Raw genomic sequence first — 26,379 nt, 5'->3', positions numbered from 1 at the left:
TCAGAGGAAGCGAGCGGGCGAAAACGGCGCCAGCGGAATCTCAGGCGTCTTGCCGCTCAGGAGCTGGGCGACGAGACGTCCGGTGCGGGCCGAGCCGACCAGGCCGACATGGCCGTGGCCGAAGGCGTAGACGATGTCGCGCGAGGCGCGCGCATGGCCGATGCAGGGCAGCCCGTCGGGCATGCTCGGGCGATGGCCGAACCAGGTCTTGATGCGCGAGGGCGGAATGTCCTTCGGCAGCTTTGGGAACATGCTGAAGAGATTGTCGCGCAAAATCTCGGCGCGCTTCCAGTTCGGCGCGGCCTCCAAGCCCGCGATCTCGACCGTGCCGGCGGCGCGCAGACCCTTGTTGGTCCAGTTCACCACCATCTTGGCGTCGGAGGCCATCATCGAGCTGCGGGGACCGGACTCGGGGTTCTCGATCATGACGTGATAGCCGCGCTCGGTCTCGAGCGGCAGGGGATCGCCGACCGATGCGGTGAGCTGTTTTGACCGCGCGCCGGCCGCGACGACGGCAGCATCGCAAGGAACCTCACCGGTCTCGGTGATGACGGCGACGAGCTTGTTGCCGGAGAGCTTCAGACCGGTCGCCTTGGCCCGCACGTGCTTCGCACCACTGGCGATCGCATGATTGGCAAGCGCCGCAACGTAAGCGCCGGGATCGCGGCAGCGGCCGGCTTCCTCCACCACGACGCCAAAGGTATAGCGCGGATGCAGGTCCGGCTCGCGCTGACGCATCTCGTCGGCATTGAGCTCCATCCATTCGACGCCGACCTTCTTGCGCAGACGCCAGCCGAGATCGTTGTCGAAATTGCCGCGCGAGGGGAAGATGTGCATCACGCCGTTGCGCTCGACCAGCTCAGGCACACCGGCTTCTTCCGCGAGCTTCCGGTGCAGCAGCGGCGCGTCCTTGAGGAGATCACGCAGCGCGAAGGCTGTCTTCTCGACCCGCGCCTCGGTCCAGCCTGACAGCAGATACTTGATCAGCCAAGGCAAGGCCTTCGGCAAGTAAGACCAGCGGATCGCGAGCGGGCCGAGCGGGTCCATCAGATAGCCCGGCACCTTCTTCCAGACGCCCGGCTCCGCCGGCGGGATCACCGAATGCGAGGAGAGCCAGCCGGCATTGCCGTAGCTCGCCGCCTGCTCGCCGCCGGGCTCGCCCGGATCGATCAGCGTGACGCGATGGCCCTCGCGCAGCGCCTCGATGGCGCTGATCACGCCGACCGCGCCGGCGCCGATGATCGCGACGTGGCGGCCCGCCGGCATCGCCTACGCCTTCACCGCGGGCGTGAAATCCTTGCCGACCGAGATCGCGCGCGGATCGATGATGCAGTGGAGGATCGCCGGCTTGCCCGAGGCCAGCGCCCGCTCGAACGCCGGCGCGAATTCTTCGGTGCGCTCGACCCGCTCGCCATGGCCGCCGAACGCCTTCGCATACATCGCGAAGTCGGGGTTCTTCAGCTGGGTGCCGACGACGCGCCCGGGATAGTCGCGCTCCTGGTGCATGCGGATGGTGCCGTATTGCGAATTGTCGACGACGATCACGATCAGCGGCGCGTCGTACTGCACGGCGGTCGCGAATTCCTGCCCGTTCATCAGGAAGCAGCCGTCGCCGGCAAAGGCGACGACGACGCGATCCGGATATTGACGCTTGGCGAGCACGCCGGCCGGCACGCCGTAGCCCATCGAGCCCGAGGTCGGCGCGAGCTGCGCGGCGAAGCTGTGGAAGCGGTGATGGCGATGGATCCAGCCGGCATAGTTGCCGGCGCCGTTGCAGACGATCGCGTCCTTCGGCAGCCGGTCGCGCAGCCAGGTCATGACCTGGCCGTACTGGAACGTGCCCGGCAGCTCGCGCGCCTTGTCGGTCCAGGCGAGGTAATCGGCGTGCGCCTTCGCCGCCTCGCCCTTCCAGGCCACCGCGCCTGACGGCTTCAGCGTCTCGACGGCGGCGGCGAACGCGGCCGGCGTCGCCTGGATGGCCAGCGCCGGCTGATAGACGCGGCCGAGCTCTTCCGAGCCCGGATGCACATGGATCAGCTTCTGTTGCGGCGAGGGAATGTCGAGCAGCGTGTAGGACGAGGACGGCATCTCCGACATGCGGCCGCCGATCAGCAGAACGACGTCGGCATTGTCGATGCGCGCCTTCAGGCCCGGGCTCGGCCCGATGCCGAGATCGCCGGCATAATGCGAATGGTCGGCATCGATCAGCGAGGCCCGGCGGAACGAGGTCGCGACCGGCAGGTCGAACCGCTCGGCAAAGCGCGCGATGCTCTTGGTCGCTTCATCAGTCCAGCGCGAGCCGCCGAGGATGACGAGCGGCGCCTTGGCGCTCGCGAGCATCGCACCGACGCGTTCGAGATCTGATGGCGCCGGCCAGCTCACGGCCGGCTCGATGCGCATGGCGTCGGCAACGGCCGCGGTTTCGGTCAGCATGTTCTCCGGCAGCGCGATCACGACGGGACCGGGGCGGCCCTGCATCGCGACGCGGAAGGCGCGCGCGACCAGCTCGGGAATGCGGTCGGGGCGATCGATCTCGACCGTCCATTTCGCCATGGAGCCGAACACCGCCTTGTAGTCGAGCTCCTGGAACGCCTCACGCTCGCGCATGCCGGTATCGACCTGGCCGACGAACAGGATCATCGGCGTCGAATCCTGCATCGCGATGTGGACGCCATGGCTGGCATTGGTCGCGCCGGGACCGCGGGTGACGAAGCAGATTCCGGGGCGTCCGGTGAGCTTGCCATAGGCTTCCGCCATCATCGCAGCGCCGCCTTCGGCGCGGCAGATCACGACGTCGATCGGGCTGTCATGCAGCGCATCGAGCGCCGCCAGATAGCTCTCGCCCGGCACGCAGGTGACGCGCTCGACGCCTTGGGCGACGAGCTGATCGATCAGGATCTGGCCCCCGGTGCGGGTGTTGCGAATGGTCATGACGGCTCCCTGCTGGCTCTGGCGCTGCGTGCGGCGCCGCGCGCAAATATTGGCGCAAATCTCGTTCGGAGGTGGGTAGGACAGGCGGGCAGAGCGCGCAAGATCGAAAGGCCTCTCCTCTCCTGCGCAGGCATCATGCCCGGCTTCGATGATTGCACTACCGGCCGCCCGCGATGATGCGGCGGCAATGATCGAGCGCTGCGCCGATCAGATTGTCGCTCGCCTCGGGGGTGCGGAACGCCGAATGCGCCGACAGCGTCACGTTCGGCAGCGTCGTCAGCGGATGGCCCGGCGGCAGCGGCTCGACGGTGAAGACGTCGAGGCCGGCATGGGCGATATGGCCGGAGCGCAAGCCATCCAGCATCGCGTCCTCGTCGACCACGGCGCCGCGCGCGGTGTTGATCAGGATGCTGCCCTGGCGCATCATCGCGATGCGCTCGCGCGACAGGAACCCCTTGGTCTCGTCGTTGAGCAGCAGGTGCAGCGAGACGACATGGCTTTCGGCGAGCAGCTTCTCCAGCGAGACGAATTCGACGCCCGGATGCGTCTTCGGCGACCTGTTCCAGGCGATCACCTTCATGCCGCAGCCCGCCGCCATCCGTGCGGCTTCCGCGGCGATGCCGCCAAAGCCGATCAGGCCGAGCGTCTTTCCGGTGAGCTGCACCGCATCGCGGCGCAGCCAATTGCCCTCGCGCATGCCTCGATCCATCTCGCCAAAGCTCTTCGCCGAGGCCCACATCAGAGCGATCGCGCATTCGGCGACCGCGGTGTCGCCATAGCCCTTGATGGTGTGAACCGAGATGCCGTGCTGGCCAAGCTCTTCCGGATTCATGTAGCTGCGCGCACCGGTGCCGAGGAAGACGACATGCTTCAGGCCAGCACATTTGGCGGCAATCGCCGTCGGCACCGCGGTATGATCGACGATCATGATCTCGGCGCCATCAAGCAGGCGCGGCAGGTCGTCGGGCGAGATCGCGGGATTGCGGTTGATGGCGGCCGGGAGATTGTCGGCACGCAGCAGCTTTTCAGTCACCGCGGCAAGGGTGTCGTTGGCGTCGACGAAGAGGGCACGCACGTGGTTGGCTATCCCATCCAATTCAAAATACCGTCTTGCATTTTAAACTGAATACAGAAATAGTCCAGACGCCGGGTTTGAACGTTCAGCAGAAGCGACTGCCCAGGAGACTGCCATGAATCGCAGGGACGCACTCACCACCGTCGCCCTCGCCGGCACCGCGATCGCCGGGGCCGGATCGGCCAGGGCCGACACCGCGCTCGGCTCGACGCTCGAACGGATCAAGAAGAGCGGCGTGCTGCGGATCGCCGTCATCGCCGGCCAGGATCCCTACTTCCACAAGGACCTCACCACCAATCAATGGTCGGGCGCCTGCATCGAGATGGCGAACGACATCGCCGCCAAGTTAGGGGCCAAGGTCGAGACGCTGGAATCGACCTGGGGCAACCAGATCCTCGATCTGCAGGCCGACAAGATCGACCTTGCCTTCGCCGTGAATCCGACGCCGGAGCGCTCGCTGGTCATCGACTTCTCCACGCCGATCCTGGTGCACTCCTTCACCGTCATCACCAAGACGGGCTTTGCCAAGCCGCAGACCTGGGCGGAGCTCAACAAGCCCGAGGTCAAGATCGCCGTCGACATCGGCTCGACCCATGAGACCATCGCGCGGCGCTATTGCCCGAAGGCGAACATCCTCGGCTTCAAGGAACGCAACGAGGCGATCCTTGCGGTTGCCACCGGACGCGCCGACTGCAACATCTCGCTGGCGGTGCTCTCGGTCGCGACCTTGAAGAAGAACCCGACGCTCGGCGAACTCGCGGTGCCACGGCCGCTCCTGACGCTGCCGACCAACATGGGCATCCGCGCCGAAGCCGACCGGCGCTACAAGGACTTCCTCAGCGCCTGGGCCGACTACAACCGCTCGCTGGGCCAGACCCGCGAATGGATGCTGAAGGGTTTTGAGGCCGTGGGTCTCAGCGCGGACGACATTCCCGGCGAGGTGCAGTTCTGACGGCGAGCTCGGGCCCTCAGAAATCCACCGTCATCGAGAGCCATACCGTGCGCGGCATGCCGCTGATGACATAGCCCGTGGGATTGGCAATCCAGTAGCGCTTGTCGAACAGGTTGGTGACGCTGGCACGGAAGGTGGTCGGCCGTCCCGCAAGCCTCGTCGCGTAGCGCGCGCCGATGTCGAAGGTCATCCAGCTCGGCACCGACTGGACATTATCGGCGCTGACATAGGCGCGGTTGGTGTAGATCGTGCGCGCGGTTGCCGTCAGCCCCGGCAGGAACGGCGTATCCCACTCGACGCCGAGATTCCCCTGAAGATCGGGCGCGCCGACGGCATGATGGCCGTCGTTGACGTGGCCCGCCGTGCTGGTCAGACGTGCGTCGACGAACGTCGCGCCGCCAAACACGCGAACGCCGGGCGCGACCGCACCGAACATGTTCAACTCGACGCCGCGGTGACGCTGCTCGCCGTCGAGACTGAAGATCTTCGTCACGGGGTCGGTGACGCCGGCGGGCAGGTTGATCTGGAACGCGGCAAGGCTCGCACCGAAGCCGCCGAGATCGAGCTTGGTGCCGACTTCATATTGCCGCGTCTTGAACGGCGCGAACACCTGGTTCGGGTTGGCGGCCCCGGTCGGCTGCGTCGGCCCGGGGGTGAGACCCTCGATATAGCTGGCGTAGAGCGAGAGCTGCTGCATCGGCCTGACCAGCAGTGCGACCGAGGGCGAGGTCGCGCTCTGGTCATAATGTGCAGTCTCGAGGCCGCTTGCCATGTCGAAGCTGCTCGACACCACCTTCTGCTGACGCGCACCGACGATCAGCCGCACCTGGCCGTTCATGACCGAGAGAGTGTCGGCGACTCCGACGCTTTGCAGGGTGAGCGAGCCCGATTTACCTTCCGGGACGGACGATAGTTGCACGCCCGGCCCCGCCAGCAAGGTCGGCGTGTAGATATTGGTGAGATAGTTCGCGTAGTTGGTCTGTCCGAGCCAGTCGGTCCGCTGCAGCGAGCTGCCGTTGACGACGACTTCGTGGGCGACCGGACCGGTGTCGAAGCGAGCCCGCACGCCGGCTTCGCCGGATGCGGCTTCCGATTTTCCCGTCTGGAATCGCGACGTCGACGACGCGTCGCCTGCGGTGTTGAGAATGGTCGCTCCCGGCGCCTCTTGCTTGTCGAAGCCGAAGCGATTGCCGCCGATATCACCGAACACCGTGATGTCCGAGGTCAGGTCGTATTCGGCGCGCGTCAGCCCCGTGAGGCTGGTGGCACGCGCATAGTCGAAGGGCTGCGCGAGATTGATCCGGGGATCCGGAGCGGCGGGGACGGCGATGCCGGCAACCGGCGTGTAGCCGCGCGCCGCTGCCCGCATCCAGTCATCCTGATAGATGATGTCGGCCGACCACCTGAACCGCTCGCCGCGGTAGTCGACGCCGAGCGAGCCGGCGCCGTCGCGCACCGACTGCCGATCAATGGTGGTGTTGCCGCCATCCATTGCGCCGTTGAAGCGGACGCCCCACTCCTTCTGGTCGCCATAGCGGCGCGCCACGTCGAGCTCAGTGCCGAAACGGGCATTGGACATGTATCCGGCGGTCAATCGCGTCAGCGGATCGTCGCCGGCACGCTTGGTCACGACGTTGACGCTGCCGCCGATGCTGCCTTGCGGGGCCATGCCGAACAGGAACGCGGCAGGTCCCTTGAACAGCTCGATGCGCTCGATCGGCGCGGGATTGACGCGATAGTTCGGCACGAGACCATAGAGGCCGTTCAGAGCGATTTCGCTGTTCTCCACGCGGAAGCCGCGAATGGTCATCGCGTCATATCGGTTGCTGCTGCCGATGGCGGCGCGGACCGATGGATCGCTGTTGGTCAGCACTTCGGCAACGCTGGTCGCCTGCTGATCCCTGATGGTCTGCTCCGTGTAGCTGGTGACGCTGAACGGTGTCGCCATGTAATCCCTATTGCCGAGCAGGCCGAGCTGGGCCCCGCGCGCGACTTGTCCGCCCGCGAAGGACGCGGGCAGCCCCGACCGTTGCGCACCGAGCGAAGGAACGGCGGGCGCCGTCAAATTGTCGCGGCTTGCCGCCCGCCGCGACGAAGCGGCGCGCGATGCCTGCGACGGCTTGCGCTGGCCGGGGGTGGATGCATGCCGGCGCTGTGCCGACTGCACGGTGACGGGAGGCAGATCCTGGCTTGCCGCGGCAACGCCGCGCGGGGCGGATTGCTGGGACTGTTGGGCCTCGGCCGGATGCGCGGCGAGTACGATCGAAACACATGCAACGGACAGCGCCGCTGCGCGCGGCAAATTCAACTCGTTCAACGTCGTCTCCCCAACACCCGTTCCCGAGGCCGCCTCGATCGTGACGAGACGAACGACCCGCAAGTTCGCGTTGGGCCAATAAGCAATGCGCGACGCGTGAGCCAGTAGAAGGCATCTAGAGTCGCAAGACGATGCGACAGCTGCGGAAGGTCAATCCCCAGATTTGGAGGAGTTGTAATTCCCGCGCGCAAGACAACCTGCTATCGGCTGCGCGTTTGACGAGAGGTCTGTATCGGGGCTTACGATCGGTGTTTGCCGTTAGTTCCGCGTCGGCGCAGATCTCGGAGATGATGAGATCAAGGGAGGCGACCGCGAACAACACATCGCATCGCGCCGCATTAATAGTCCTCTGCTTCAATGTACAAACTGGTGCGTTTGTGCAATATGCGTTGGACCAATGCCCCGGCAGGCGAAACTTGCCTTCACCTTCGAGGTGATCCGTGGAAACTGGCGGGAGAAACAGCAATGCTCGAGCGCATGCCGCCCCCATCGAAGCGCACCAACGACCCCGAACGCACCAAGCGCGATATCCTCGAAGTGGCGATGGCCGAATTCGCCTCGGAAGGCTATTCGGGCGCCCGCGTCGACGCCATCGCGGCGCGCACGCGCACGTCGAAGCGGATGATCTATTACTATTTCGGCGGCAAGGAGCAGCTCTATCTCGCCGTGCTGGAGGAGGCCTATCGCAGCATCCGCGCGCTGGAGGATCAGCTCGACATCGAGAGCTGCGACGCGCGCGAGGGATTGCGCCGGCTGATCGAATCCACCTTCGACCATGACGAGCGCAACCCGAACTTCATCCGCCTCGTCTCGATCGAGAACATCCACCACGGCAAGCACCTGAAGCAGAACCTGCAATTGCGCCAGCTCAATGCCAGCGTGATCGCGACCCTCGATGGCATTCTTGCACGCGGCCGCGGCGAAGGCGTCTTCCGCGACGACGTCGACGCCATCGACCTGCACCTCGCCATCTCCTCCTACTGCTTCTTCCGCGTCGCCAACCGCTACACTTTCGGCGCCCTGTTCGACCGCGACCTCAGTGAGCCCAGATTGCTGGCAAAGAGCCGGACGCAGATCGTGGAGATGATCCTGGCGTGGCTGGAAGCGAAGGCGTGATGATGCGGTAAGGGCTCGGCGCGGCAGACGAAGCCGGTCTCCGCACACACCACTGTCATTCCCCGCCACCGGGTCTCGCCTTTGGCGAGCCCGATGACAGGCTCAGGCGGGGAATCCAGCACGCTGCGGCCTATCGAGGACTCACCACCGTCTCTGGAATACTGGATCGCCCGATCAAGTCGGGCGATGACACCGAGCGCGGGGCTACCCTCACCGGCCCTTCGCCGCCGCGTGCCGCCCGTTACCGCGCCGGCGTCAGCGCGGCGCAGTAACGATCCGGCAGATGATCGCCGATCCCGGGCGGCAAGGCCAACGTGAGCTCGCCGAGCGTATCGTCCCGCGCATTCTGCGAGAAGCCCACAAAGAGACCGCGGAGCCGCGCGCCGAGCCCGGCGTCCGCCATCGGCTCATCCGATCCGAACGCGATCTGTGTCGGGCCGGCGCCGAATCTTGCACCGGACGCGCAGCCCAGATAGCCGCCGACATGGTGGAATCCGAGCAGCGGCGGAGGCACGGTGGGGACGATGTCCTCGCCGTGCACCAGACGGTAGGTCGTCGCTCCGAAGGTGATGTTGTAGGGCGCGACGAAGTCGGCGCGGCCGACGCGCGGACAGCCGAACAGGTAGACCTGCGCATTGCCAAGCTGAAGCTCCCGGCGCGCGAGATCCGCGGTGACCACCGCGATCGCGGCGCCCAGGCTGTGTCCGGTGATGAAGATCGGCGAACCAGCCTTGAGCGCGGCCGCGAGCGCGTCCTTGACGTCATTCCAGACCGCGGCCGCCGCATCCTGGAAGCCCTGATGCACGGCGGCATGCGGCCGGCCCAGCGTGAAGTCGCTGACCCAGTTCAGAAGATGCAGCGGATCGGTGCCCGCGAAGGCCACGATGGTCGCATCGTCCTTCCTGGCGATGACGCCCCGCGTATCCGTCATCGGCAGCGCCGCGACCGCCGGCTTGCTCAGCACACTCACCGCGGAGAGTTGCAGAAGCTTGGAAACGGCGTCGATGGTCGCGGGGACGTGCGTCTCGTAGGCGAGCTGCGACATCCACATCATCGCGCGCGCAGTGCCGAGATTGAAAGTGTTCGATGTGTTGAAACCGGAGAAGGCGGCCCGATCATATTGCTCGGGCGGGCGTTCGACCAGGAAGCTCATGCTCAGCTCCTATAAATGGCCTATGGCTGCAATGCGTCAGTCAAAATGCAATGCAGCCACTGTGGCACACACAGGAGCCGAAGACAATCTCCGCGAGTATTGTCGTAACGGCGCTCCCAGCTTGCAGCCGACTAGCCGCATCGGGCTAGCGCTTGGGACATGGAAGCTGCCACATCGTCATGGCCGGGCTTGTCCCGGCCAACCACGTCTTCTGCACCAAGAACGTGGATGCCCGGGCCTTCGCCTCGCCGAAGCGGCTTCGGCCGCGCAGGCGGGACAAGCCCGGGCATGACGACATCTTAGAATGGCGCGGCTGTCTTGCCGCTTACGGGAAGAGGCAAAGCAGCATCCACCGTATCAGGTCCTATCGATGCTCGATCGCACGGATCGCGCCGCGCAGCTCGGCGAGGCCACGCAGGCGGCCGATCGCGGTGTAACCGGGATTGGTGCGCTTGGTGGCGGCGAGATCGTCGAGCATGCGGTGGCCGTGATCGGGCCGGAACACGATCCGCTTGTCCGGCGCGCGCCGCGCGTTCTCCTTCAGCAGCGCCTTGAGCACGGCGACCATGTCGACGTCACCGTCGAGATGATCGGACTCGTAGAACGATAGGCCGTCCGCCTCGCGCTTGGTCGCGCGCAGATGCGCAAAGGCAATGCGCGGGCCGAAGCGTTCGGCCATCTCAGGCAGATTGTTCTCCGCGCGCACGCCGAGCGAGCCCGTGCACAGGCAGATGCCGTTGGCCTTCGACGGCACCGCATCGAACAGCGCCTGATAATCGTCAGCAGACGAAGCAATGCGCGGCAGGCCGAACAACGGGCGCGGCGGATCGTCCGGATGCAGCGTCAGCGAGACGCCGAGCTGCTCGGCGACGGGCGCCACGCGCGCCAGGAATTCGGCGAGATGCTGCCGCAGGATCTTTGGCGTGATGTCGCGATAGGTCTCGAGCCGGTCGCGGAATTGCGGAATGGTCATCGGCTCGGTGGTCGAGCCGGGCAGCGCGCTGGCGATCACCATGACGAGATAAACGATGTCGGCCTGGCTCATCTTCTCGAACAGCGCTTTCGCCCGCGCCTGCTGCTCAGGCGAGTATTCCTGCGCGGCCGCCGGCCGCTTCAGGATATGCAGCTCGAACGCCGCAAACCGGTCCTGGTCGAAGCGCATGGCGCGGGCGCCGTTCGGCAGCTCCCATTCGAGATCGGTGCGGCACCAGTCGACGACAGGCATGAAGTTGTAGCAAATGATCTTGATGCCGCTGGCGGCAACCGCCTCCAGGCTGGCGATCCACGCCTCGATGGATTTGGTCGCCTTGCCGCCGAGGCGCTTGACGTCGTCAGGGATCGGAATCGATTCCACCACCGACCAGGTCAGTTGCGAACGGCCGGGCTGACCGTTCTCGATGAAATTCTTGCGCTCCTCGACCGCCTTGCGCGTCCAGGCTTCGCCGATCGGCACCTGATGCAGCGCCGAGACGATGTCGCTCGCCCCGGCCTGCCTGACGTCATCAAGCGAGACCGGATCGTCCGGTCCGTACCAGCGCCATCCCTCGAGCATCATGCGCGTTCTCCTAAAGCGTTTTCGAGCGAAGTGGATACCGGTTCGCGTAAAGAAAACGCGTCAAAACAAGAATCTGGAGTCCCGTTCCGATTCCATCGGAACGGGGCTCCAAGGTCAGTTCGCGGTCAGCACGACCTTGACGCTCTGCGAGCGGTCGAGCGCCAGGCGCAGCGCATCGGGTGCGGTCGAGAGCGGCCGCTCGGCTGTGACCAGCGACAGCACATCGACGCTGCCCGCGGAGATCAGTTCCACCGCGGTCATGAACTCGAAGCCGAAGCGGAACGAGCCCCGCAGATCGATCTCCTTCGCCATCACCGCGTTCGACGGCGTCGGGATCTGGCCGCCCGGCAGATTGCCGATCTGCACCACGACGCCGCCGCGCCGGACGATACCAATGGCGCTCGCAAGTCCCGCAGCCGTGCCCGAGACCTCGAAGGCGACGTCATAGGGACGCGAAGCAGCCTGCGCCTTCAGGCCCTCCTCGCCGGCCGACACGTTCTCGACGTGGGAAGCACCAAGCTTGGTCGCAAAGGCGAGCGGCGCCGGCGCGATGTCGGCGACCGTGATGTCGGCCAAGCCGGCGCGGTGCGCGGCGAGCATGGTCAGGAGCCCGATCGGACCCGCACCGAAGATGATGCCGCGCTTGCCCTCGATGTTGCCAGCGCGCGCCACCGCGTGCAGGCACACCGCGAGCGGTTCGGCCAGCGCCGCCGCCTGATAGGAGACGTGATCCGGTATCTTCACGCATTGCGCGGGGATCGCATCGAAGTAATTGGCGAAGCCGCCCTGCATGTGCGGCGTCTTCGAGGCCGCGCCCATGAAGTAGATGTTCTCGCAGAGATTGGGCCGGCCTTCGCGGCAGGCGACGCAATGGCCGCACCAGCGCGACGGATTGACCGCGACGCGATCGCCGACCTTCAGATTGGCGACGGCCCCTGCGATCTCCACGACTTCGCCTGAGATCTCGTGGCCGAGCACCAGCGGCGACTTCACCACGAAATCGCCGGTGCGGGCATGGCGGAAGTAGTGCATGTCGGAGCCGCAGATGCCGCCGGCACCGAAGCGGACGCGCACCATTCCGTCCGCGAGTTTGTCGAGCGGATGCTCGATCATGCGCAAATCTTCGGGGCCGAACAGGGTTGCGGCGAGAGCGGTCGAGGTCATTTGGAGAGTCCCATGTATTTAGGCAGCCAAAGGGTCAGTTCGGGAATGTAGGTGATCGCGATCAGCGCGAGCAGCAGCGGCACCAGCCAGGGCAGGATCGCGACCGTCGTGCGCTCGACCGAGAGCTTTGCGACGCGGGCGAGCACGAACAGCACCATGCCGAGCGGCGGATGCAACAGGCCGATCATCAAGTTCAGCGTCATGATCAGACCGAAATGGATCGGATCGATGCCGAGCTTGAGCACGATCGGCAGCAGGATCGGCACCAGGATCGTGATCGCCGCCGTGGTGTCGATGAAGCAGCCGACGAACAGGATCAGGATGTTGGCAAGCGCCAGGAACACCCATTTGTTGTGGGTGATGCTGAGCATCCAGTCCGACAGCATCTGGGCGGCTTGCGACACCGTCAGCAGCCAGGCGAAGATCGAGGCCGCGGTGACGATGAACAGCACCGAGGCCGTGGTCTCGATGGTGTCGAAGGTCGCCTTCGCCACCGTCTTCAAGGTCATGGTGCGGTAGCGGACGAGGCCGAGGAACAGCGACCAGATCACGGCGGCGACCGCAGCTTCCGTCGGCGTGAACCAGCCGAGCGTCATGCCGCCGATCAGGATCACCGGCGCCATCAGCGCCATCACCGCCGAGAAGTCGAAATACCAGTCGATCAGGAGCAGCGTGCCGAGGCCGATGACGACCGCCATGTTGGTCGACATGCCCGCCATCACCATCAGCCAGATCGCGAGCGGGAAAGCCAGCACGATGGCGATCTCAAGGCCGGCCGAGCCGAGCTGCGGCCAGGAGAACGGCGTGTCGCTGCCCCATTTGTTCTTGTGCGCGAAATAGGTGACGGTCGCCATCATCAGCAGCGTCATGACGATGCCGGGAATGACGCCGCCGAGGAACAGCGCGCCGATCGAGACGTTGGCCATCATGCCGTAAATCACGAAAGGCAGCGACGGCGGGATGATGGGGCCAAGCGTCGCCGAGGCCGCGGTGACGCCCACCGAGAATTCGGTGGAGTAGCCGTGGTCCTTCATCGCCTTGATCTCGATGGTGCCGAGGCCCGCGGCGTCCGCAATGGCCGTGCCGGACATGCCGGAGAAGATCACCGAACCGATGATGTTGACGTGACCGAGGCCGCCGCGCATCCAGCCGACCAGCGCGACGGCGAATTTGTAGATGCGACCGGTGACGCCGGCGATGTTCATGAGATTGCCGGCCAGGATGAAGAACGGCACGGCGAGCAGCGGAAAGCTCTCGACGCCGGCGATCATGCGCTGGGCCAGCGTGACGTCGGGCGTCACGCCACTGACCAGGATGTAGAGCAGCGACGACGCGGCCATGGCGATCGCCACGGGAACGCCGATCAGCATCAGGATGAGGAAGCCCCCAAGCAGCAACAGCATGATACTATCCTTCAAAACCGTCGTAGGCGCCGGGGCGTTCGAGGATCGAATAGCCCTGCCGCAGATGTTGCAGCGCGACCTGCACCGAGCGCACGAACATCAGCACGAAGCCGGCCAGCACGGCGTAGTAAACGTAGTCCTTGGGAAGATTGATCGTGGTCATGGACTCATCACCGATGATCTGGATGTAGACCCAGACCAGCTTGATGGCGTAGCCGAAGAAGGCGATCCGGATCAGGTCGATCAGCGTGGACATCGTGCGCGCCACCATGTGCGGCAGGTAGCGGTAGATCAGGTCGACCTGGATATGCCGCGACAGCCGCACGCACATCGAGGCGCCGATGAAGACCACGCCGATCAGGCAATAGGTCGCGATCTCCTCGGTCCAGGCATAGCTGTCGTTGAGGACGTAGCGGGTGAAGAACTGGAGGAAGACGGCGAGCGCCATCACCCAGAAGATCACCAGCGCCACCCAGTCCTCGAAAGCATAGACGCCAAGATCGACCTTCGGCGTCGCCTCTTCCTCGAAGGTATGGGCGATCTCGTCGGCGGTGATCTGCCGGTGTATTTCGGCGGTGGACATGGGAATATCTCTCCTCAATCGTCGTTCCGGGGCTCGCGAAGCGAGAACCCGGAACCTCGAGATTCTCAGGTGCGCAATTGCGCACCGTGGTTCGGCTCTTCGAGCCGCCCCGGGATGACGACTACGTCGTCATTTGACTTCCTGAATCCGTTCCCAATCAGCCTTGCGATAGCCGAAGGTCTCGAACGGAACGTTCTTCAGCACGATGTCGCGGAATTCGTTCTTGTCGACCTCGGTCACGGTCAGGCCCTTCTCCTTGAAGAAGGCGACCAGCGTGGCCTCGTTCTGCTTGATCTCGGCGGTCGCTTTCGCGGCGGCCTCCTGCGCGACGTCGGTGAAGATCTTCTTGTCCTCGTCGGACAGCTTTTTCCAGAGCGCGCCCGCCACCACCGTGTTGAGGTGATCGACGATGTGGCCGGTGAGCACGATGTGCTTCTGCACCTCGTAGAACTTCTTGGCCTCGATCGTGGTCAGCGGGTTCTCCTGCGCCTCGACGGTGCCGTTCTGGAGCGCGAGATAGACTTCGGCAAACGCAATCGGCGCGGTGTTGGCGCCGCAGGCGCGCGGCATGGCCAGATACGCCGGCACGTCGGGCACGCGCATCTTCAGGCCCTTGAGGTCGGCGCAGCTCTTGATCGGCTTGTTCGACGAGGTCTGGCGCACGCCGTAATAGGTCACCGCGACGATGTGGTGGCCGCTCTTGTCCTCGTAGCCCTTGGCGAGCTCCTTGAAGATGTCGCTCTTGGTGTAGGCGAGCAGATGATCGGCATCGCGGAAGGTGTAGGGATAATAGGTCACGCCGATCGGCGGAAAGCTCTTCGCCGCGAAGCTCGAGCCGGAGATGATGATGTCGACCGAGCCGAGCGACAGGCCCTGGTTGATGTCGGCCTCCTTGCCGAGTTGCGAGGCCGGATAGACGTCGATCTGGTAGCGCCCGTTGGTGCGCTTGCCGATCTCCTGCGCGGCCCAGACCGAGGCGGTATGGAACGGCTCCGAGGTCTCGTAGACATGGGCCCATTTGAGCTTGGTCTGGGCCATGCCCGGATTGGTCGCCGCGACCATCGCCGCGACCGAGGCCGCCAGCACCATCGTCATCTTCTTCAACATCGACTTATCCTCCACTGACTAAACTCTGCTTCTTGTTCGCCCGCCCCCGAAACGGATGCGAGCCGCCCAATCTCATCGCTGCGGCAAGCGGCCGCCCTTGACCTGCTTTTTGGCCTGCTTCTTCGCCACTTGCTTCGGTGTTGCCGGCTTGGCCTGATGTCGCCCCGCCCGGTCCCGCCCGGCAGACGAGGCTGCTGCGGCGGACTCGGCGCCAAAATTCTGCGCAAAGCGCTCCTGCGAGCGCGCCAGATGCTTTCGCATGGCCTCGCGCGCACTGTCCGGATCGTGCGCGGCAATCGCATCACGCACGGCGCGGTGCTCGTCGAGCGCGGTGCGCCACGTGCCGGGGCTCTCGAAATAATGCGCAAGCTGCGCGAAATAGGGGTTGAGGCGCTGGTCGAACAGCTCGCCGACCACGCGGACCAGAACGGCGTTGCCAAGGCTTCCGGCGATCGCGATGTGGAATGCGCGGTCGTGCACCATCGAGGCTTCGCCGGGATGCTCGACGTTCTCCATCGCGACGAGGGACGCGTCGATGCGGGCGACGTCGTCCTTGGTCGCCACGCGCGCGGCCTGTTCGGCGATGGCGCTTTCCAGGAATTCGCGGGCGCGCAGCAGCTCGAACGGACCCTCGATGACGGCGGCCGCAGGCGCCGGCGCGGCGTCGGCCGGCTCGATCACATAGATGCCTGAGCCGACACGGATGCGGACGCGGCCCTCGACCTCGAGCGCGATCAGGGCCTCGCGCACGGTCGGCCGCGAGATCTTGAGCTGCTCGGCGAGCTCGCGCTCGGTCGGCAAGCGGCTGCCGACCGCGTACTCGCCGCTGTCGATCAGGCTTCGCAATTGATCGGCGACCTGGCGATAAAGCCGTCTCGCCTCCACAGCTTCCAGCGGCACGCTGGCCTCCCCGAAAGGGTCGCGCGGGGTCGTCCCGATCCGCGGCCCGCCAATTTTTGGAAAATTGGTCTTACCAATTGACCGGAGCATTGACCGAGGACGGGGGCCATGTCAAGCAGCGGCAAAGCAGAGGGGAGGCGTCCATGCGCCCAAGTTCGATGTGTCTTGGCAGCGCCAATCTCGACCGGTTGCCGCCGGCCATCCGCCGACCGGCCTATGACCGGTCGCGCGTCACACCCGGCATCGTGCATCTCGGCCTCGGGGCTTTTCATCGCGCGCATCAGGCCGTCGTCATCGACGATTGTCTTGCTAGCGGCAGCTCGTCCTGGGGCATTGTCGGCGCCAGCCTGCGCAGCCCTGATACCCGCGACGCCCTCGCCCCGCAGGATCATCTCTATACCGTTGCCGTACGTGCTGCCGAAGGCACCGAGCACCGCGTCATCGGCGCGCTGCTCGACAGCGTGGTCGCACGCGAGAAGCCGGCAGCGCTGGTCGAGCGCATGGCCGATCCCGCCATTCGCATCGTCTCGCTCACGGTCACCGAGAAGGGCTATTGCCACACGCCGCAGACCGGCGATCTCGACGAGCGGCATGCCGATGTCGTGCACGATCTCAACAATCTCGACGCGCCGCGCTCGGCACCCGGCTTCATCGTTGCCGCGCTGGCGCGCCGGCGCGCGCAGGGGCTGGTCCCCTTCACCGTGCTGTGCTGCGACAATCTCGCCGCCAACGGTCACACCGTGCAGCGGATCGTGACGCAGTTCGCCGCACTGCGCTCGAAGGACCTCGGCAAGTGGATCGCGGATAATGCCGCCTTCCCCTCGACCATGGTCGATCGCATCGTGCCGGAGACGACGGACGCCGACCGCGATGCGGTCTCGAACGCGCTTGGCCTGCGCGACGCCTGGCCTGTGATGACCGAGCCGTTCACGCAATGGGTGGTCGAGGACCACTTCACGGCGGGCCGGCCCGACCTTGCCGCCGCGGGCGTCGAGCTCGTCACTGACGTCAAGCCGTTCGAGCTGATGAAGCTGCGGCTGCTCAACGCCAGCCACTCCGCGCTCGCCTATCTCGGCTATCTCTCAGGTTACGAGACCATCGCCGACACCATGGTCGATCCGCATTTCGCGCGCCTCGCCGCGCAGGTGATGGAAGAGGCCGCTGTGACACTGACGATGCCCGCAGGCACTGACCTTGCCGCCTATCGCGCCTCGCTGCTCAAGCGCTTCGCCAATCCGGCACTGCATCATCGCACCTGGCAGATCGCGATGGACGGCTCACAAAAACTGCCGCAGCGCCTGCTCGGCGCGATGCAGGACCGCCTGCGCAAGGACTTGCCGATCGCGACGCATGCGCTCGCGGTGGCCGGCTGGATGCGTTACGTCAGCGCCATTGACGAGCAGGGCCGCCCCATCGACGTGCGCGATCCGCTCGCCGCCGAGTTCGCCGCGCTGGCGCGGGAGGCAGGTCCCGTCGCCGAGCGGCTCGCACCAGCATTGCTCGGCGTGGAGAAAGTATTCGGGCCGCTTGGTACCGATCCGCGGCTGCGCGAGGCCGTGACCTCGGCGCTAGGCCATCTTTACAAGGATGGTGCGCGACAGGCGGTGGAGACACTCGTCTCGGCGTGACTACAAAGCGGGCAATGCTGCACTGCGGCCAAATCGAACGCAAAATCAAACGCAAGTCGCGCTTGATTTTTCCCTGTCATTGGCCCACCCGAGAGGCATGGCAAAGGACAGCAAGGTCATCGCCGCCAACGCGGCCTTCTACGCCGCCTTTTCGACCGGCGACTTCGCCGGCATGGAACGGATGTGGGCGGATGACGACGCCATTTCCTGCATCCATCCCGGTTGGCCCGCCATCGTCGGGCGCGCCACGGTGATCGGGAGCTGGCGCGACATCCTGCAAAATCCGGAGCGGCCGCAGATCGTCTGCGCCGAACCGCAGGCCATCGTCGACGGCGACAGCGCCCGCGTGCTCTGCATCGAGATCGTCGACGGCACCGCCCTGGCCGCGGCCAACCATTTTCGGCGTGTTGGCGACGGCTGGCGCCTGGTGCATCACCAGTCGAGCCCGATTGCGCAAATTGTCGAGCAGGCCGAAGACGATAGGGCGAGTCACCGGGTCCACTGACTGCGGCCCTCACGCCGGTGTGAGCTACTGTGCATGGGGTTGTTTTCCAGTTTTTTGTTTGGAAGCCCCGAGTTCCGACAGGTCATCCAGCACCACCCGCGCCGCGCTGAAGTCGTCGTCCCGGAAAAACATGCTTCGCGTGATGAGAACCGGAATGTTCGCCCGCGACGCCGCGATCAGCCCGTTGGCGGAATCCTCGATCGCAAGGCAGTCGGACGCGTCCAGCTTCAGCCGCGCCAGGATCTCGAGATAGACGTCCGGCGCCGGCTTCTTGTGCCTGACATCGTCGCCGGCAACGATGGCATCGAACTGCGCGGCCCAACGCGCCCCCAGCGCCTGCGACAGCAGCGCGTCGATGTTGCCGTGAGACGTCGTGGTCGCAATCGCAAGCCGCTGGCCGCGCGCCCTCGCCGACCTGAGCAGCTCCGCCACGCCCGGCCGCAACGGGCAGCAGCCGGTTTCGATCAGTTCGGCATAATGCGCGGTCTTGATGCGGTGGAGCTCAGCGATATCCGCATCCGACAATGCCGGGACGGCCGCCAGCCTCACGTGGTAGGCACGCATGCGCTCCTTGCCGCCTGTGACCCGCAGCAGGCCCTTGTAGACGGCACGGTCCCATTGCCAGTCGAGACCATGGCGGACGAAGGCGTGGTTGAATGCCTGCCGATGCAGCTCCTCGGTCTCGGCGAGGGTGCCGTCAACGTCGAAGATCAGCGCGGCCGCACCGCGGATCAGCTCTGCCGCGCCAGAGGGCGTTATGATCGCCGCTTCCGCCTGCATGGTCGATGCCTCCCTGTCTTGAGCGACCATTGCCTGCACCGGCCGGCGAGACAAATCGCAATATCTTTTGTCGGACCCAAAAATCTCTTATGAGCGGTACGCGCGGCCAGCGCGAACGGGAACCTTGACCTGCACGGGAGACGCATGCGGCTCTTCATCCTCGGCCTCGGCTACAGCGCCCGGCACTTCCTCGGCAGGTTCGCCGACAGCTTCTCCCATATCGCCGGCACCGTGCGCGATCCCGCGCAGCGGAACGATCTCGCCGGCATCGAGGTGCACGAATTTTCCGGCGGCAGTCCGGCGCGCGAGACGGTCAAACGCATCAGCGAGGCCGACGTCCTTCTCATCTCGATCCCGCCCGGCAGCACCGGCGATCCCGCCATTTCCGCATTCCGCAATGTGTTGGCAGCGGGCCGCCGCAAGGTCGTCTATCTCTCCACCATCGGCGTCTATGGCGATCACGCCGGCGGATGGGTCGATGAGAGCACGCCGCCGCAGGCTGCGCTCGAGCGCACGCGCATGCGCGTTGCGGCCGAGCAGGCCTGGACCGACGCAACCGGCGGCGATGCCGTAATCCTGCGGCTCGCCGGCATCTACGGCCCCGGCCGCAACGCGCTGGTGACGTTGCGCGCGGGAACGGCAAGGCGCATCATCAAGCCGGGCCAGGTGTTCAACCGCATCCATGTCGACGATATCGCCAGCACGATCATGGCGGCGGTCCAGCGCCAGGGCGGCGGCATCTGGAATGTCTGCGACGACGAGCCGGCCCCCCCGCAGGACGTGATCGCCTATGCCGCGCAACTGATGAACGTTGCGCCGCCGCCGGAAGAAGCCTTCGAGACCGCCGAGATGTCGGCGATGGCGCGCAGCTTCTATGCCAGCAGCGCCCGCGTCTCCAACGCGAAACTGAAGCAAGAGCTCGGCGTCGTGCTCGCCTATCCGACCTACCGCCACGCCCTCGATGCGCTGTGGCGCGTCGGCGAAGGACGCTAGGCACCTCCGGTGCGTCCCAGACATGCCGCACCCGCGCTTGACTTCGCTCGAGCGCGGTCGTGATCTGGGCGTCGCGCGAGCCACTCGCATAATGAGCTCGCCTGGGAGGATACAATGAAGAAGACGATCGCCATGATCGCGGCCGCGGCTGCCGTCATCACGTTCGGTGCCGCGCGTGCCGCACCCTTGCCCGAAGCAAATCCCGATGACGCCGGATTCTCCAAGCAGGGTCTGGCGCGGCTCGACAGTTTCTTCGCCCGAGAGATCGCCGCCAAGCGCGTGCCCGGCGCGGTCGTGGCCATCGCGCGGGACGGCAAGCTCGTGCACTACAAGGCCTATGGCATGCTCGATCCCGACAAGGGCACGCCGATGACCGTCGACGCGATCTTCGCGCTGGCTTCGATGACCAAGCCGATGGCGGCGGTTGCCGGCCTGACGCTGATGGAGAAAGGCCAGCTCCCGCTCCAGGCCAAACTGTCGGATTACTATCCCGGCTTTGCCGATATGAAGGTCGGCGTTCAGCAGGCCGACGGCTCGCTGAAGCTCGAACCGCAGGCCTCGCCGATCTTCATCCACGATCTCTACCGGCACACGTCCGGCCTGATGTATGGCGGCCGCCCGGACTCATCCAGCCCGGTGGCGCGGCAATACCCTGATGGCGTCGCGCCGGCGATCGAAGGCGACACCCAGGCCTTCATCGAGCGCATCACCAAGCTGCCGCTGGCGCATCAGCCCTCGACCGAGTTCGAATACGGTTTCTCGATCGACGTGCTCGGCGCCGTCGTCGAGAAGGTCAGCGAGCAGAAGCTCGGCGACTATCTCGCCGCCAATGTCTGGCAGCCGCTCGGCATGAAGGATGCGACCTTCCACCCCACCGACGCCCAGCGCCCTCGCCTCGCCCGCCCGTTTGCCAACGATCCGCTGACCGGCAAGCCGCAAGCCATAAAACTTCTGGATACGCCGACCAGGTTCGATTGCGGCGGCGCCTGCTCGTTCGCGACGGTCGGCGACTACGTGCGCTTCGGGCAGATGCTGCTCAACGGCGGCGAGCTCGACGGCCAGCGCATCCTCTCGCCCAAGACCGTACACCACATGACAACGAACCATCTCGGCCCCGAGATCAAGAACAACGTGGCCAACATCGAGCCGCATCGCGCCGGCTTCGGCTTTGGCCTTTCGGTCGCGGTCCGCACCAGTGAAGGCCTGTCGTCGGTGCCCGGCAATCCCGGCGAGTTCACCTGGAATGGCGCCTACGGGACGCAGTTCTTCTGCGATCCGAAGGAACGTCTCGTCGTGGTCGTGGGAACGGCGGCGCCGGGCGAGCTGCGCAAATATTATCGCGAGCAGGTCCAGGACATCGTCTACGGCGCGATGACGAAGTGAGCCTTGAATAGAGGAAGGGCGGTCACTCGGGCCGCCCTCATTCTTGAGCATGATCTCCGCGCAAACGCGTTCCGCGTTTGTCGCGAGGGAAAACCGCTGCACGCTTTTCGGATCATGCTCCGGCGTCAGCTCAATACGCCGTATTTCTTGAACCAGGCCTGCGCCTGCTTCCAGGCATCCTCCGCGGCATCCTTGCGGTAGCTGCCGCGATAGTCGGCATGGAAGCCGTGCGGCGCCTCGGGATAGATCTTGAATTCGGCCGTCTTCTTGTTCTGCTCCAGCGCCGCCTTGAGCTGCTCGACCTGCGCGACCGGAATACCGGTATCGGCCCCGCCATAGAGGCCGAGCACCGGCGCCTTCATCTCGGGGGCAAGCTGCATCGGGCTCTTCGGCCAGAGCGGATTGGCCGGATCGACCGGCGGACCGTAGAAGGCAACGCCGGCCTTGAGCGCGCCGCTATGGGCGTCATATTCCCAGACGGTGCGTCCGCCGCGGCAGAAGCCGATGATGCCGAGCTTCGTGGTGTCGCCGCCCTGCGATCCCGCCCACGCCACCGTCGCGTCGAGATCGGACAATAGCTCTGCGTCCGGCTTGGAATTGACGATCGGCAGCAGATCCTTGATGTCGGTGATCTTGGTGAGATCGGTGCCCTTGCGGAAGTAATAGTCGGGCGCGACCGCGAACGCGCCGAGCTTGGCGAGGCGCCGCGTCACGTCCTTGATGTATTCGTGCAGGCCAAAAATCTCCATCGCGACGATGATCACCGGCGCCTTGGTGTTGCCGGCAGGGCGGGCAAAATAGGCCGGCATCTCCTCGGAGCCGACCTTGATCTTGGCAGCCCCGGCCTGGAGCCCATTGGTGTCGGTCGTGATGACTTCGGCGCGAACCGGGCCGGCCGCGAGCGTGTAGCCAGCGGCGACGGCCGCCGTGGCGCTCATGAATCCGCGGCGCGAGACCGGGGCGACTTTCGTCAGGCCGACGACGTCGGATGTCATGGTGGTTTCGGAACTCATCGGTATCCCTTCCTGCTTATTGTGGTGCCCCGGGGCGACGCATTCGCCGATAGTTAACGGGCAAAGGCAAGTCACCAGCCTGCGAGCACGCGGCTCTCCGTCTCATCCCTTCGTTGCCGCGGACCATCGGCCGCGCCGGACTCCGAACGCGAGACGGACCCATTCGCCAGCCGTTCGGATTTGATCGTATGCGGGCTTTAACCGCGTGGCAGCGCTGCGACGCAACATCCATTAACCCAACATTGCGGTTCTGCTGCCGCAACCCACGCGGTCAGAAGCTGCGGACCTGCGGCCGCTTCGCGCACTTCGAGACGCTCCGCCGCTACAAATGGGCTGTGCGATGACGGCAACGACACATCATGTTGCCCAGACGCCGCGCGCCGTCGGAATCCGGCCGGCGAAGCGCAGTCATTTGACTGAAATTTTCCGAAGAGTTGAGCCGTGCGATTCACTCGAACTTTCTTTGTGACACTCTAGTTCCACGTCCGGCGGTTCCCTGTTGGAAACCGAAGGGCCTCTTCCAAGAGCGCTCCGCCGTCCATCCCGGACGAAGGACCGCCGGAGATCCATTGTCGTCCACCCAGATTGCGCTACCCAAGGCTCAATTGAATAAAGCTTTATCCGACCTGGAATTGAAATGAATTTGGCTCGTGAATCGATTGAACTGTTGGAGCAGGTCGCGCGAATCCTCTGGTTCGAAGGCACCAAGCACGGCTTGCGCGACCGCGAGTGGATGGCGCTGCGATTCCTCTCCCGCGCCAACCGGTTTTCCAGGACGCCTTCGGCGCTCGCAAGCTACGTCGGCACCACGCGCGGCACCGCATCGTTCATCATCGGCGAGCTCGAGCGGCTCGGTTATCTGGAGCGAAAGCGCTCGGCCACCGACAAGCGGTCGGTGATGCTGAGCGTGACGCAGCAGGGCAAGAAGTTCCTGGTACGCGACCCCGTCAGCGTTCTCGTCGAGGCGATCGCCGTCCTCGACGACGCGGCCAAGGTCCGCTTCCGCGATGCGCTCCGGCACGTGCTGGATCAGTCCGACGCGGCCGAGCAGCGGCACCACACCGACGTTTGCAAGCGATGCATCTTCCTGCGCGAAGATCGCACCACCCCGGACAGCAAGGCAGTCGAGTTCAGCTGCCGCCTGTTTCGCGCGCCGATCGCGGAAGCGGAGGTGGATCTGCTATGCACCAGCTTCGAGCATCACCGCCAATAGAAAGCGGCGTTCGCTCAGGGCGTCGCCTTGCGTGACGAATAGATGACGCCGCCGCTGGACTCCACCACCAGGCGACCGTTCTCGTTCCTGATCTCCTCGATGCGGCCGAGACCTGGCACCTGCTGTCCCAGCACGACCTCGATGACGCCATTCGGACTTTGCAGGATCGCGATCCCCTCATAGGCCTGGCGAACCGACCAGCCCTTGACGACCTTCCGCGGCGCGGACGGAGGCACCGATCCCGTGACCTCGGGCGGCGCGAGCGAAGCCAGCATCGGTGCCGCCTGTGACGGCGGCTGCGAGGCAACGGCCGCGGGCGCCGGCGCCTGAGCCTGCACCTGGGCGAGCTTGTCGAGCTTCGCCGTCGAGGACGAGCTCACCCGCTCGATGCGGTCGAGGTTCTCGGCGAACCTGCCGAAGCGGTCATTGGTCGCCTTGCTCGACTGATCGACCGCGGTGCGCAGGCCGTCGAGATTTTCGGACACGCCCGAGACCTGCTTGCGCAATTGCGCGACCGTCTCGCGCAGAATCCTGATCTCGGTGTTGGCCGCGACGTTGCTCTGGGCAGGCTGCGTGGTGAGATAAGCGATCACGCCGGTGCAGGCGCAGACCACCAGGATGGCGGCGACCGCCAATGTTGCGAGCGGCACGACCCAGGGCGGACGCGGCGGCGGCGGCTTGGCCACGATCACTGCCGGCTTGATCACGGCCGGCGCGGGCTTGGGTATCGCCATCTTGTCGAGGCGCGCCTTGGCGCGAATGCGCTTCAACCCTTCGAGCGCCTCTTTCGCCAGCACTTCATCGTTCACCGCGGCCGACACGCGCTTCGCGCTCGCTGCGGGCTTGGCGTTCGGAGCAGGCTTGGCGTTTTGCGTCGCGTTGTCCTTCATCATGCTTGCCGCCGGAGCCGGCTTCGCCGCCGCGGAAACATCAGCGGTTTCGTTGGGACGAGCTTGTCCATCGGACGACATGTGAAAATGCTCCGTTCAGTTCGATCTGTTGATCGACGAGATTATTTGCCGAAGCTTGCCTGAAACGTGCGCGTCGAAAAGCTTTTCAACGCGCGCGACGCGACCTCACATGAGTCGAACGCGTCACGCACATGGCGAGAGTGCGACTCGAAAGACACACACTCGCCAAGATTTCGCCAAGCTGGAGTCCAGCCACCACACATGAGTCGAATTGTCGCATGTGGAAAAATGGGAGCACGAGTCAATCCGGGGTTGAAAACCCCTCGCTACGCGTCACCGGCAGCACCACTCAAAATTGCTGTGATTATACGGGCATGCGGAACTTTAGAACCGCCACGGTGCAAACTGATGCGATTCAACATATCAAGAAACAACTCGAAACAAATCAACAGCATCAAACATGCATAGCAACCGCTTTGCGGCGCGCGCTTGATCGGAATTAGGCAATTGTTACGGTCCTACTCAAGTGATTCTCTCGCCAGTTGGCGAGGAGATCGACAAGGTTCAGTAGCGTTCGGACACGATGAGCAACTTGGCGCAACTGTACTAGGTCGCATTCTCAATCCGCTCCGCGGGGTGATCCGTAAGACACCGCCGAGCCTCACACAGTAAGCGTTCAGTATCGAGTCGAAGTAGCAGGCCTGCTCACGCAGGCACTGAATGGGTAGGGCTGCCCGCGAATATCGAAACCATAACAACGGTTCGCGGGAAGGAAATATCGTCAAACAGCATGGCTGCCGAGCCGGGGCATCACAAACAACCACCCGGCCGCTGCAAGTGCGAAACAGGGGCGAAGGACTGATGTATATTATCGTTGATGATCGCGAGAGCGTCACGAACAGCTACGTTGGAGGGCTCGTTCGCGAAGGTGTATCGTCGATCGGATTCTCCTCCGGAGAATTCTGGGACTGGCTGCAATCTGCGAGTGAATCGGATCTGGCAGCGGTCGATGCCTTCCTGCTCGGGGATTGCGATGCCCGCGGAAGCCTGCCGCGGGCGATGCGCAAGCGCTCCTCGGCTCCCATCATCGCCATGAGCGGCCAGAAGATGCTCAAGAACACGCTGGAGCTGTTCGAATCGGGCGTCGACGACGTCGTGCACGTGCCCATACACCTGCGCGAGATCCTCGCCCGTACGGCCGCGATCGCACGCCGCCGGGTTGGTGACCTGCCGAGACCTTGCGAGAGCCGGATCCAGGTCTTCTTTAACGGACGTGACCCCGAGATCGCGGGCCACGCCCTCACCCTGCCCCGCCGCGAACTGCGCATTCTCGAATATATGGTCGCCAACCACGGCAAGTGGATCACCAAGACGCAGATCTTCAACGCGGTCTACGGCATCTTCGAGTCGACCTTCGACGAGAGCGTGATCGAGAGCCACGTCAGCAAGCTGCGCAAGAAGCTTCGCGACCGCCTCGGCTTCGATGCGATCGTGGCCCGGCGCTACGTCGGGTACCGCCTCAACATCCCGGCCGGCGAGACCATCGACGTGCCGATGCAGGAGCTCGACGAGGTCGGCATCCTCCTGAACACGGCGCACGCCGCCCCGGCCGCTGCGGCATACCCCGCCGGAAACTGAGACGGCCGGCGCTGCTGCGAAACCGACAACGGCCTCTGCGGAGCATCCTTCGCAGAGGC

22 protein-coding genes are annotated in these 26,379 nt (G+C 65.0%); 8 read left to right on the top strand and 14 right to left on the bottom strand.

The features are described 5' to 3' along the window. From AAFG16_RS10690 to AAFG16_RS10680, 3 genes are all read right to left on the bottom strand, one after another. Complete coding sequence (locus tag AAFG16_RS10690) at positions 1–1,266, bottom strand: FAD-binding oxidoreductase (protein ID WP_342739077.1); 1,266 nt, start codon at positions 1,264–1,266, stop codon at positions 1–3. A 3-nt stretch (positions 1,267–1,269) separates the two neighbouring features. Continuing rightward, positions 1,270–2,931 (bottom strand): thiamine pyrophosphate-binding protein, encoded by a 1,662-nt coding sequence (locus tag AAFG16_RS10685; protein WP_342739076.1) that lies wholly within the window; start codon positions 2,929–2,931, stop codon positions 1,270–1,272. Between the two features lie 157 nt (positions 2,932–3,088). Further along, complete coding sequence (locus tag AAFG16_RS10680) at positions 3,089–4,006, bottom strand: NAD(P)-dependent oxidoreductase (protein WP_342739075.1); 918 nt, start codon at positions 4,004–4,006, stop codon at positions 3,089–3,091. Between the two features lie 115 nt (positions 4,007–4,121). On the opposite strand from AAFG16_RS10680, the gene AAFG16_RS10675 reads away from it, so the two are divergent. After that, the gene (locus AAFG16_RS10675) at positions 4,122–4,958 is read left to right on the top strand and encodes a transporter substrate-binding domain-containing protein (protein ID WP_342739074.1); all 837 of its coding nucleotides are present in this window, start codon (positions 4,122–4,124) and stop codon (positions 4,956–4,958) included. Positions 4,959–4,974: 16 nt separating this feature from the next. Here the strand turns inward: AAFG16_RS10675 and AAFG16_RS10670 are convergent, their stop codons facing one another. Further along, positions 4,975–7,275 carry a TonB-dependent siderophore receptor gene (locus tag AAFG16_RS10670; RefSeq protein ID WP_342739073.1) on the bottom strand — a complete coding sequence of 767 codons (2,301 nt, stop codon included), beginning with the start codon at positions 7,273–7,275 and terminating at the stop codon, positions 4,975–4,977. A gap of 465 nt (positions 7,276–7,740) precedes the next feature. On the opposite strand from AAFG16_RS10670, the gene AAFG16_RS10665 reads away from it, so the two are divergent. Then, positions 7,741–8,391 (top strand): TetR/AcrR family transcriptional regulator, encoded by a 651-nt coding sequence (locus tag AAFG16_RS10665; protein WP_283084500.1) that lies wholly within the window; start codon positions 7,741–7,743, stop codon positions 8,389–8,391. A 241-nt stretch (positions 8,392–8,632) separates the two neighbouring features. On the opposite strand, the gene AAFG16_RS10660 is transcribed toward AAFG16_RS10665, so the two are convergent. The 7 genes from AAFG16_RS10660 to AAFG16_RS10630 form a co-directional block, all read right to left on the bottom strand. Next, entirely contained in the window at positions 8,633–9,544 is a 912-nt protein-coding gene (locus AAFG16_RS10660; RefSeq protein WP_342739072.1) for a lipase family protein, read from the bottom strand. Positions 9,545–9,908: 364 nt separating this feature from the next. Further along, positions 9,909–11,099: a mannonate dehydratase gene (uxuA, locus tag AAFG16_RS10655; RefSeq protein ID WP_342739071.1), complete on the bottom strand. Its 1,191-nt coding sequence runs from the start codon at positions 11,097–11,099 to the stop codon at positions 9,909–9,911. A 114-nt stretch (positions 11,100–11,213) separates the two neighbouring features. After that, positions 11,214–12,263, bottom strand: a complete 1,050-nt coding sequence (locus AAFG16_RS10650) for an L-idonate 5-dehydrogenase (protein ID WP_342739070.1) — start codon at positions 12,261–12,263, stop codon at positions 11,214–11,216. After that, positions 12,260–13,666 (bottom strand): TRAP transporter large permease, encoded by a 1,407-nt coding sequence (locus AAFG16_RS10645; protein WP_342739069.1) that lies wholly within the window; start codon positions 13,664–13,666, stop codon positions 12,260–12,262. The genes AAFG16_RS10650 and AAFG16_RS10645 overlap by 4 nt, the downstream gene beginning before the upstream one ends. 4 nt (positions 13,667–13,670) lie before the next feature. Further along, on the bottom strand, positions 13,671–14,249 hold the full coding sequence (locus AAFG16_RS10640; protein WP_342739068.1) for a TRAP transporter small permease: 579 nt from the start codon (positions 14,247–14,249) through the stop codon (positions 13,671–13,673). Between the two features lie 129 nt (positions 14,250–14,378). Then, positions 14,379–15,338 carry a sialic acid TRAP transporter substrate-binding protein SiaP gene (locus AAFG16_RS10635; protein ID WP_342740887.1) on the bottom strand — a complete coding sequence of 320 codons (960 nt, stop codon included), beginning with the start codon at positions 15,336–15,338 and terminating at the stop codon, positions 14,379–14,381. Between the two features lie 90 nt (positions 15,339–15,428). After that, on the bottom strand, positions 15,429–16,256 hold the full coding sequence (locus tag AAFG16_RS10630) for a FadR/GntR family transcriptional regulator (RefSeq protein ID WP_342739067.1): 828 nt from the start codon (positions 16,254–16,256) through the stop codon (positions 15,429–15,431). A 143-nt stretch (positions 16,257–16,399) separates the two neighbouring features. Here AAFG16_RS10630 and AAFG16_RS10625 point away from each other — a divergent pair, with 143 nt between their 5' ends. Then, complete coding sequence (locus tag AAFG16_RS10625) at positions 16,400–17,884, top strand: mannitol dehydrogenase family protein (RefSeq protein WP_342739066.1); 1,485 nt, start codon at positions 16,400–16,402, stop codon at positions 17,882–17,884. Between the two features lie 97 nt (positions 17,885–17,981). Beyond that, the gene (locus AAFG16_RS10620) at positions 17,982–18,389 is read left to right on the top strand and encodes a nuclear transport factor 2 family protein (RefSeq protein WP_027560895.1); all 408 of its coding nucleotides are present in this window, start codon (positions 17,982–17,984) and stop codon (positions 18,387–18,389) included. Positions 18,390–18,413: 24 nt separating this feature from the next. On the opposite strand, the gene AAFG16_RS10615 is transcribed toward AAFG16_RS10620, so the two are convergent. After that, positions 18,414–19,169 (bottom strand): HAD family hydrolase, encoded by a 756-nt coding sequence (locus AAFG16_RS10615; RefSeq protein WP_342739065.1) that lies wholly within the window; start codon positions 19,167–19,169, stop codon positions 18,414–18,416. A 144-nt stretch (positions 19,170–19,313) separates the two neighbouring features. Here AAFG16_RS10615 and AAFG16_RS10610 point away from each other — a divergent pair, with 144 nt between their 5' ends. Together AAFG16_RS10610 and AAFG16_RS10605 are read left to right on the top strand one after the other, a co-directional pair. After that, positions 19,314–20,162 (top strand): SDR family oxidoreductase, encoded by an 849-nt coding sequence (locus AAFG16_RS10610; protein ID WP_342739064.1) that lies wholly within the window; start codon positions 19,314–19,316, stop codon positions 20,160–20,162. Between the two features lie 114 nt (positions 20,163–20,276). Next, a complete protein-coding gene (locus AAFG16_RS10605) occupies positions 20,277–21,545 on the top strand; it encodes a serine hydrolase domain-containing protein (protein ID WP_342739063.1) in 1,269 nt (422 codons plus the stop codon). Positions 21,546–21,670: 125 nt separating this feature from the next. Here the strand turns inward: AAFG16_RS10605 and AAFG16_RS10600 are convergent, their stop codons facing one another. Beyond that, entirely contained in the window at positions 21,671–22,558 is an 888-nt protein-coding gene (locus tag AAFG16_RS10600; RefSeq protein ID WP_342739062.1) for a dienelactone hydrolase family protein, read from the bottom strand. 637 nt (positions 22,559–23,195) lie between these two features. Between AAFG16_RS10600 and AAFG16_RS10595 the strand changes: the two genes are divergently transcribed. Further along, complete coding sequence (locus tag AAFG16_RS10595; RefSeq protein WP_342739061.1) at positions 23,196–23,771, top strand: MarR family transcriptional regulator; 576 nt, start codon at positions 23,196–23,198, stop codon at positions 23,769–23,771. Positions 23,772–23,785: 14 nt separating this feature from the next. Here the strand turns inward: AAFG16_RS10595 and AAFG16_RS10590 are convergent, their stop codons facing one another. Beyond that, positions 23,786–24,742 carry a hypothetical protein gene (locus AAFG16_RS10590; protein WP_283084486.1) on the bottom strand — a complete coding sequence of 319 codons (957 nt, stop codon included), beginning with the start codon at positions 24,740–24,742 and terminating at the stop codon, positions 23,786–23,788. Between the two features lie 801 nt (positions 24,743–25,543). Between AAFG16_RS10590 and AAFG16_RS10585 the strand changes: the two genes are divergently transcribed. Continuing rightward, on the top strand, positions 25,544–26,320 hold the full coding sequence (locus tag AAFG16_RS10585) for a response regulator transcription factor (RefSeq protein WP_283084485.1): 777 nt from the start codon (positions 25,544–25,546) through the stop codon (positions 26,318–26,320). The last annotated feature ends 59 nt before the right edge of the window (positions 26,321–26,379 follow it).

It is taken from the genome of Bradyrhizobium sp. B117, assembly GCF_038969555.1.
GTDB lineage: Bacteria > Pseudomonadota > Alphaproteobacteria > Rhizobiales > Xanthobacteraceae > Bradyrhizobium.
Note: the sequence above shows the minus strand (reverse complement) of the source record. Positions and strands in the feature narration are given on the sequence as shown.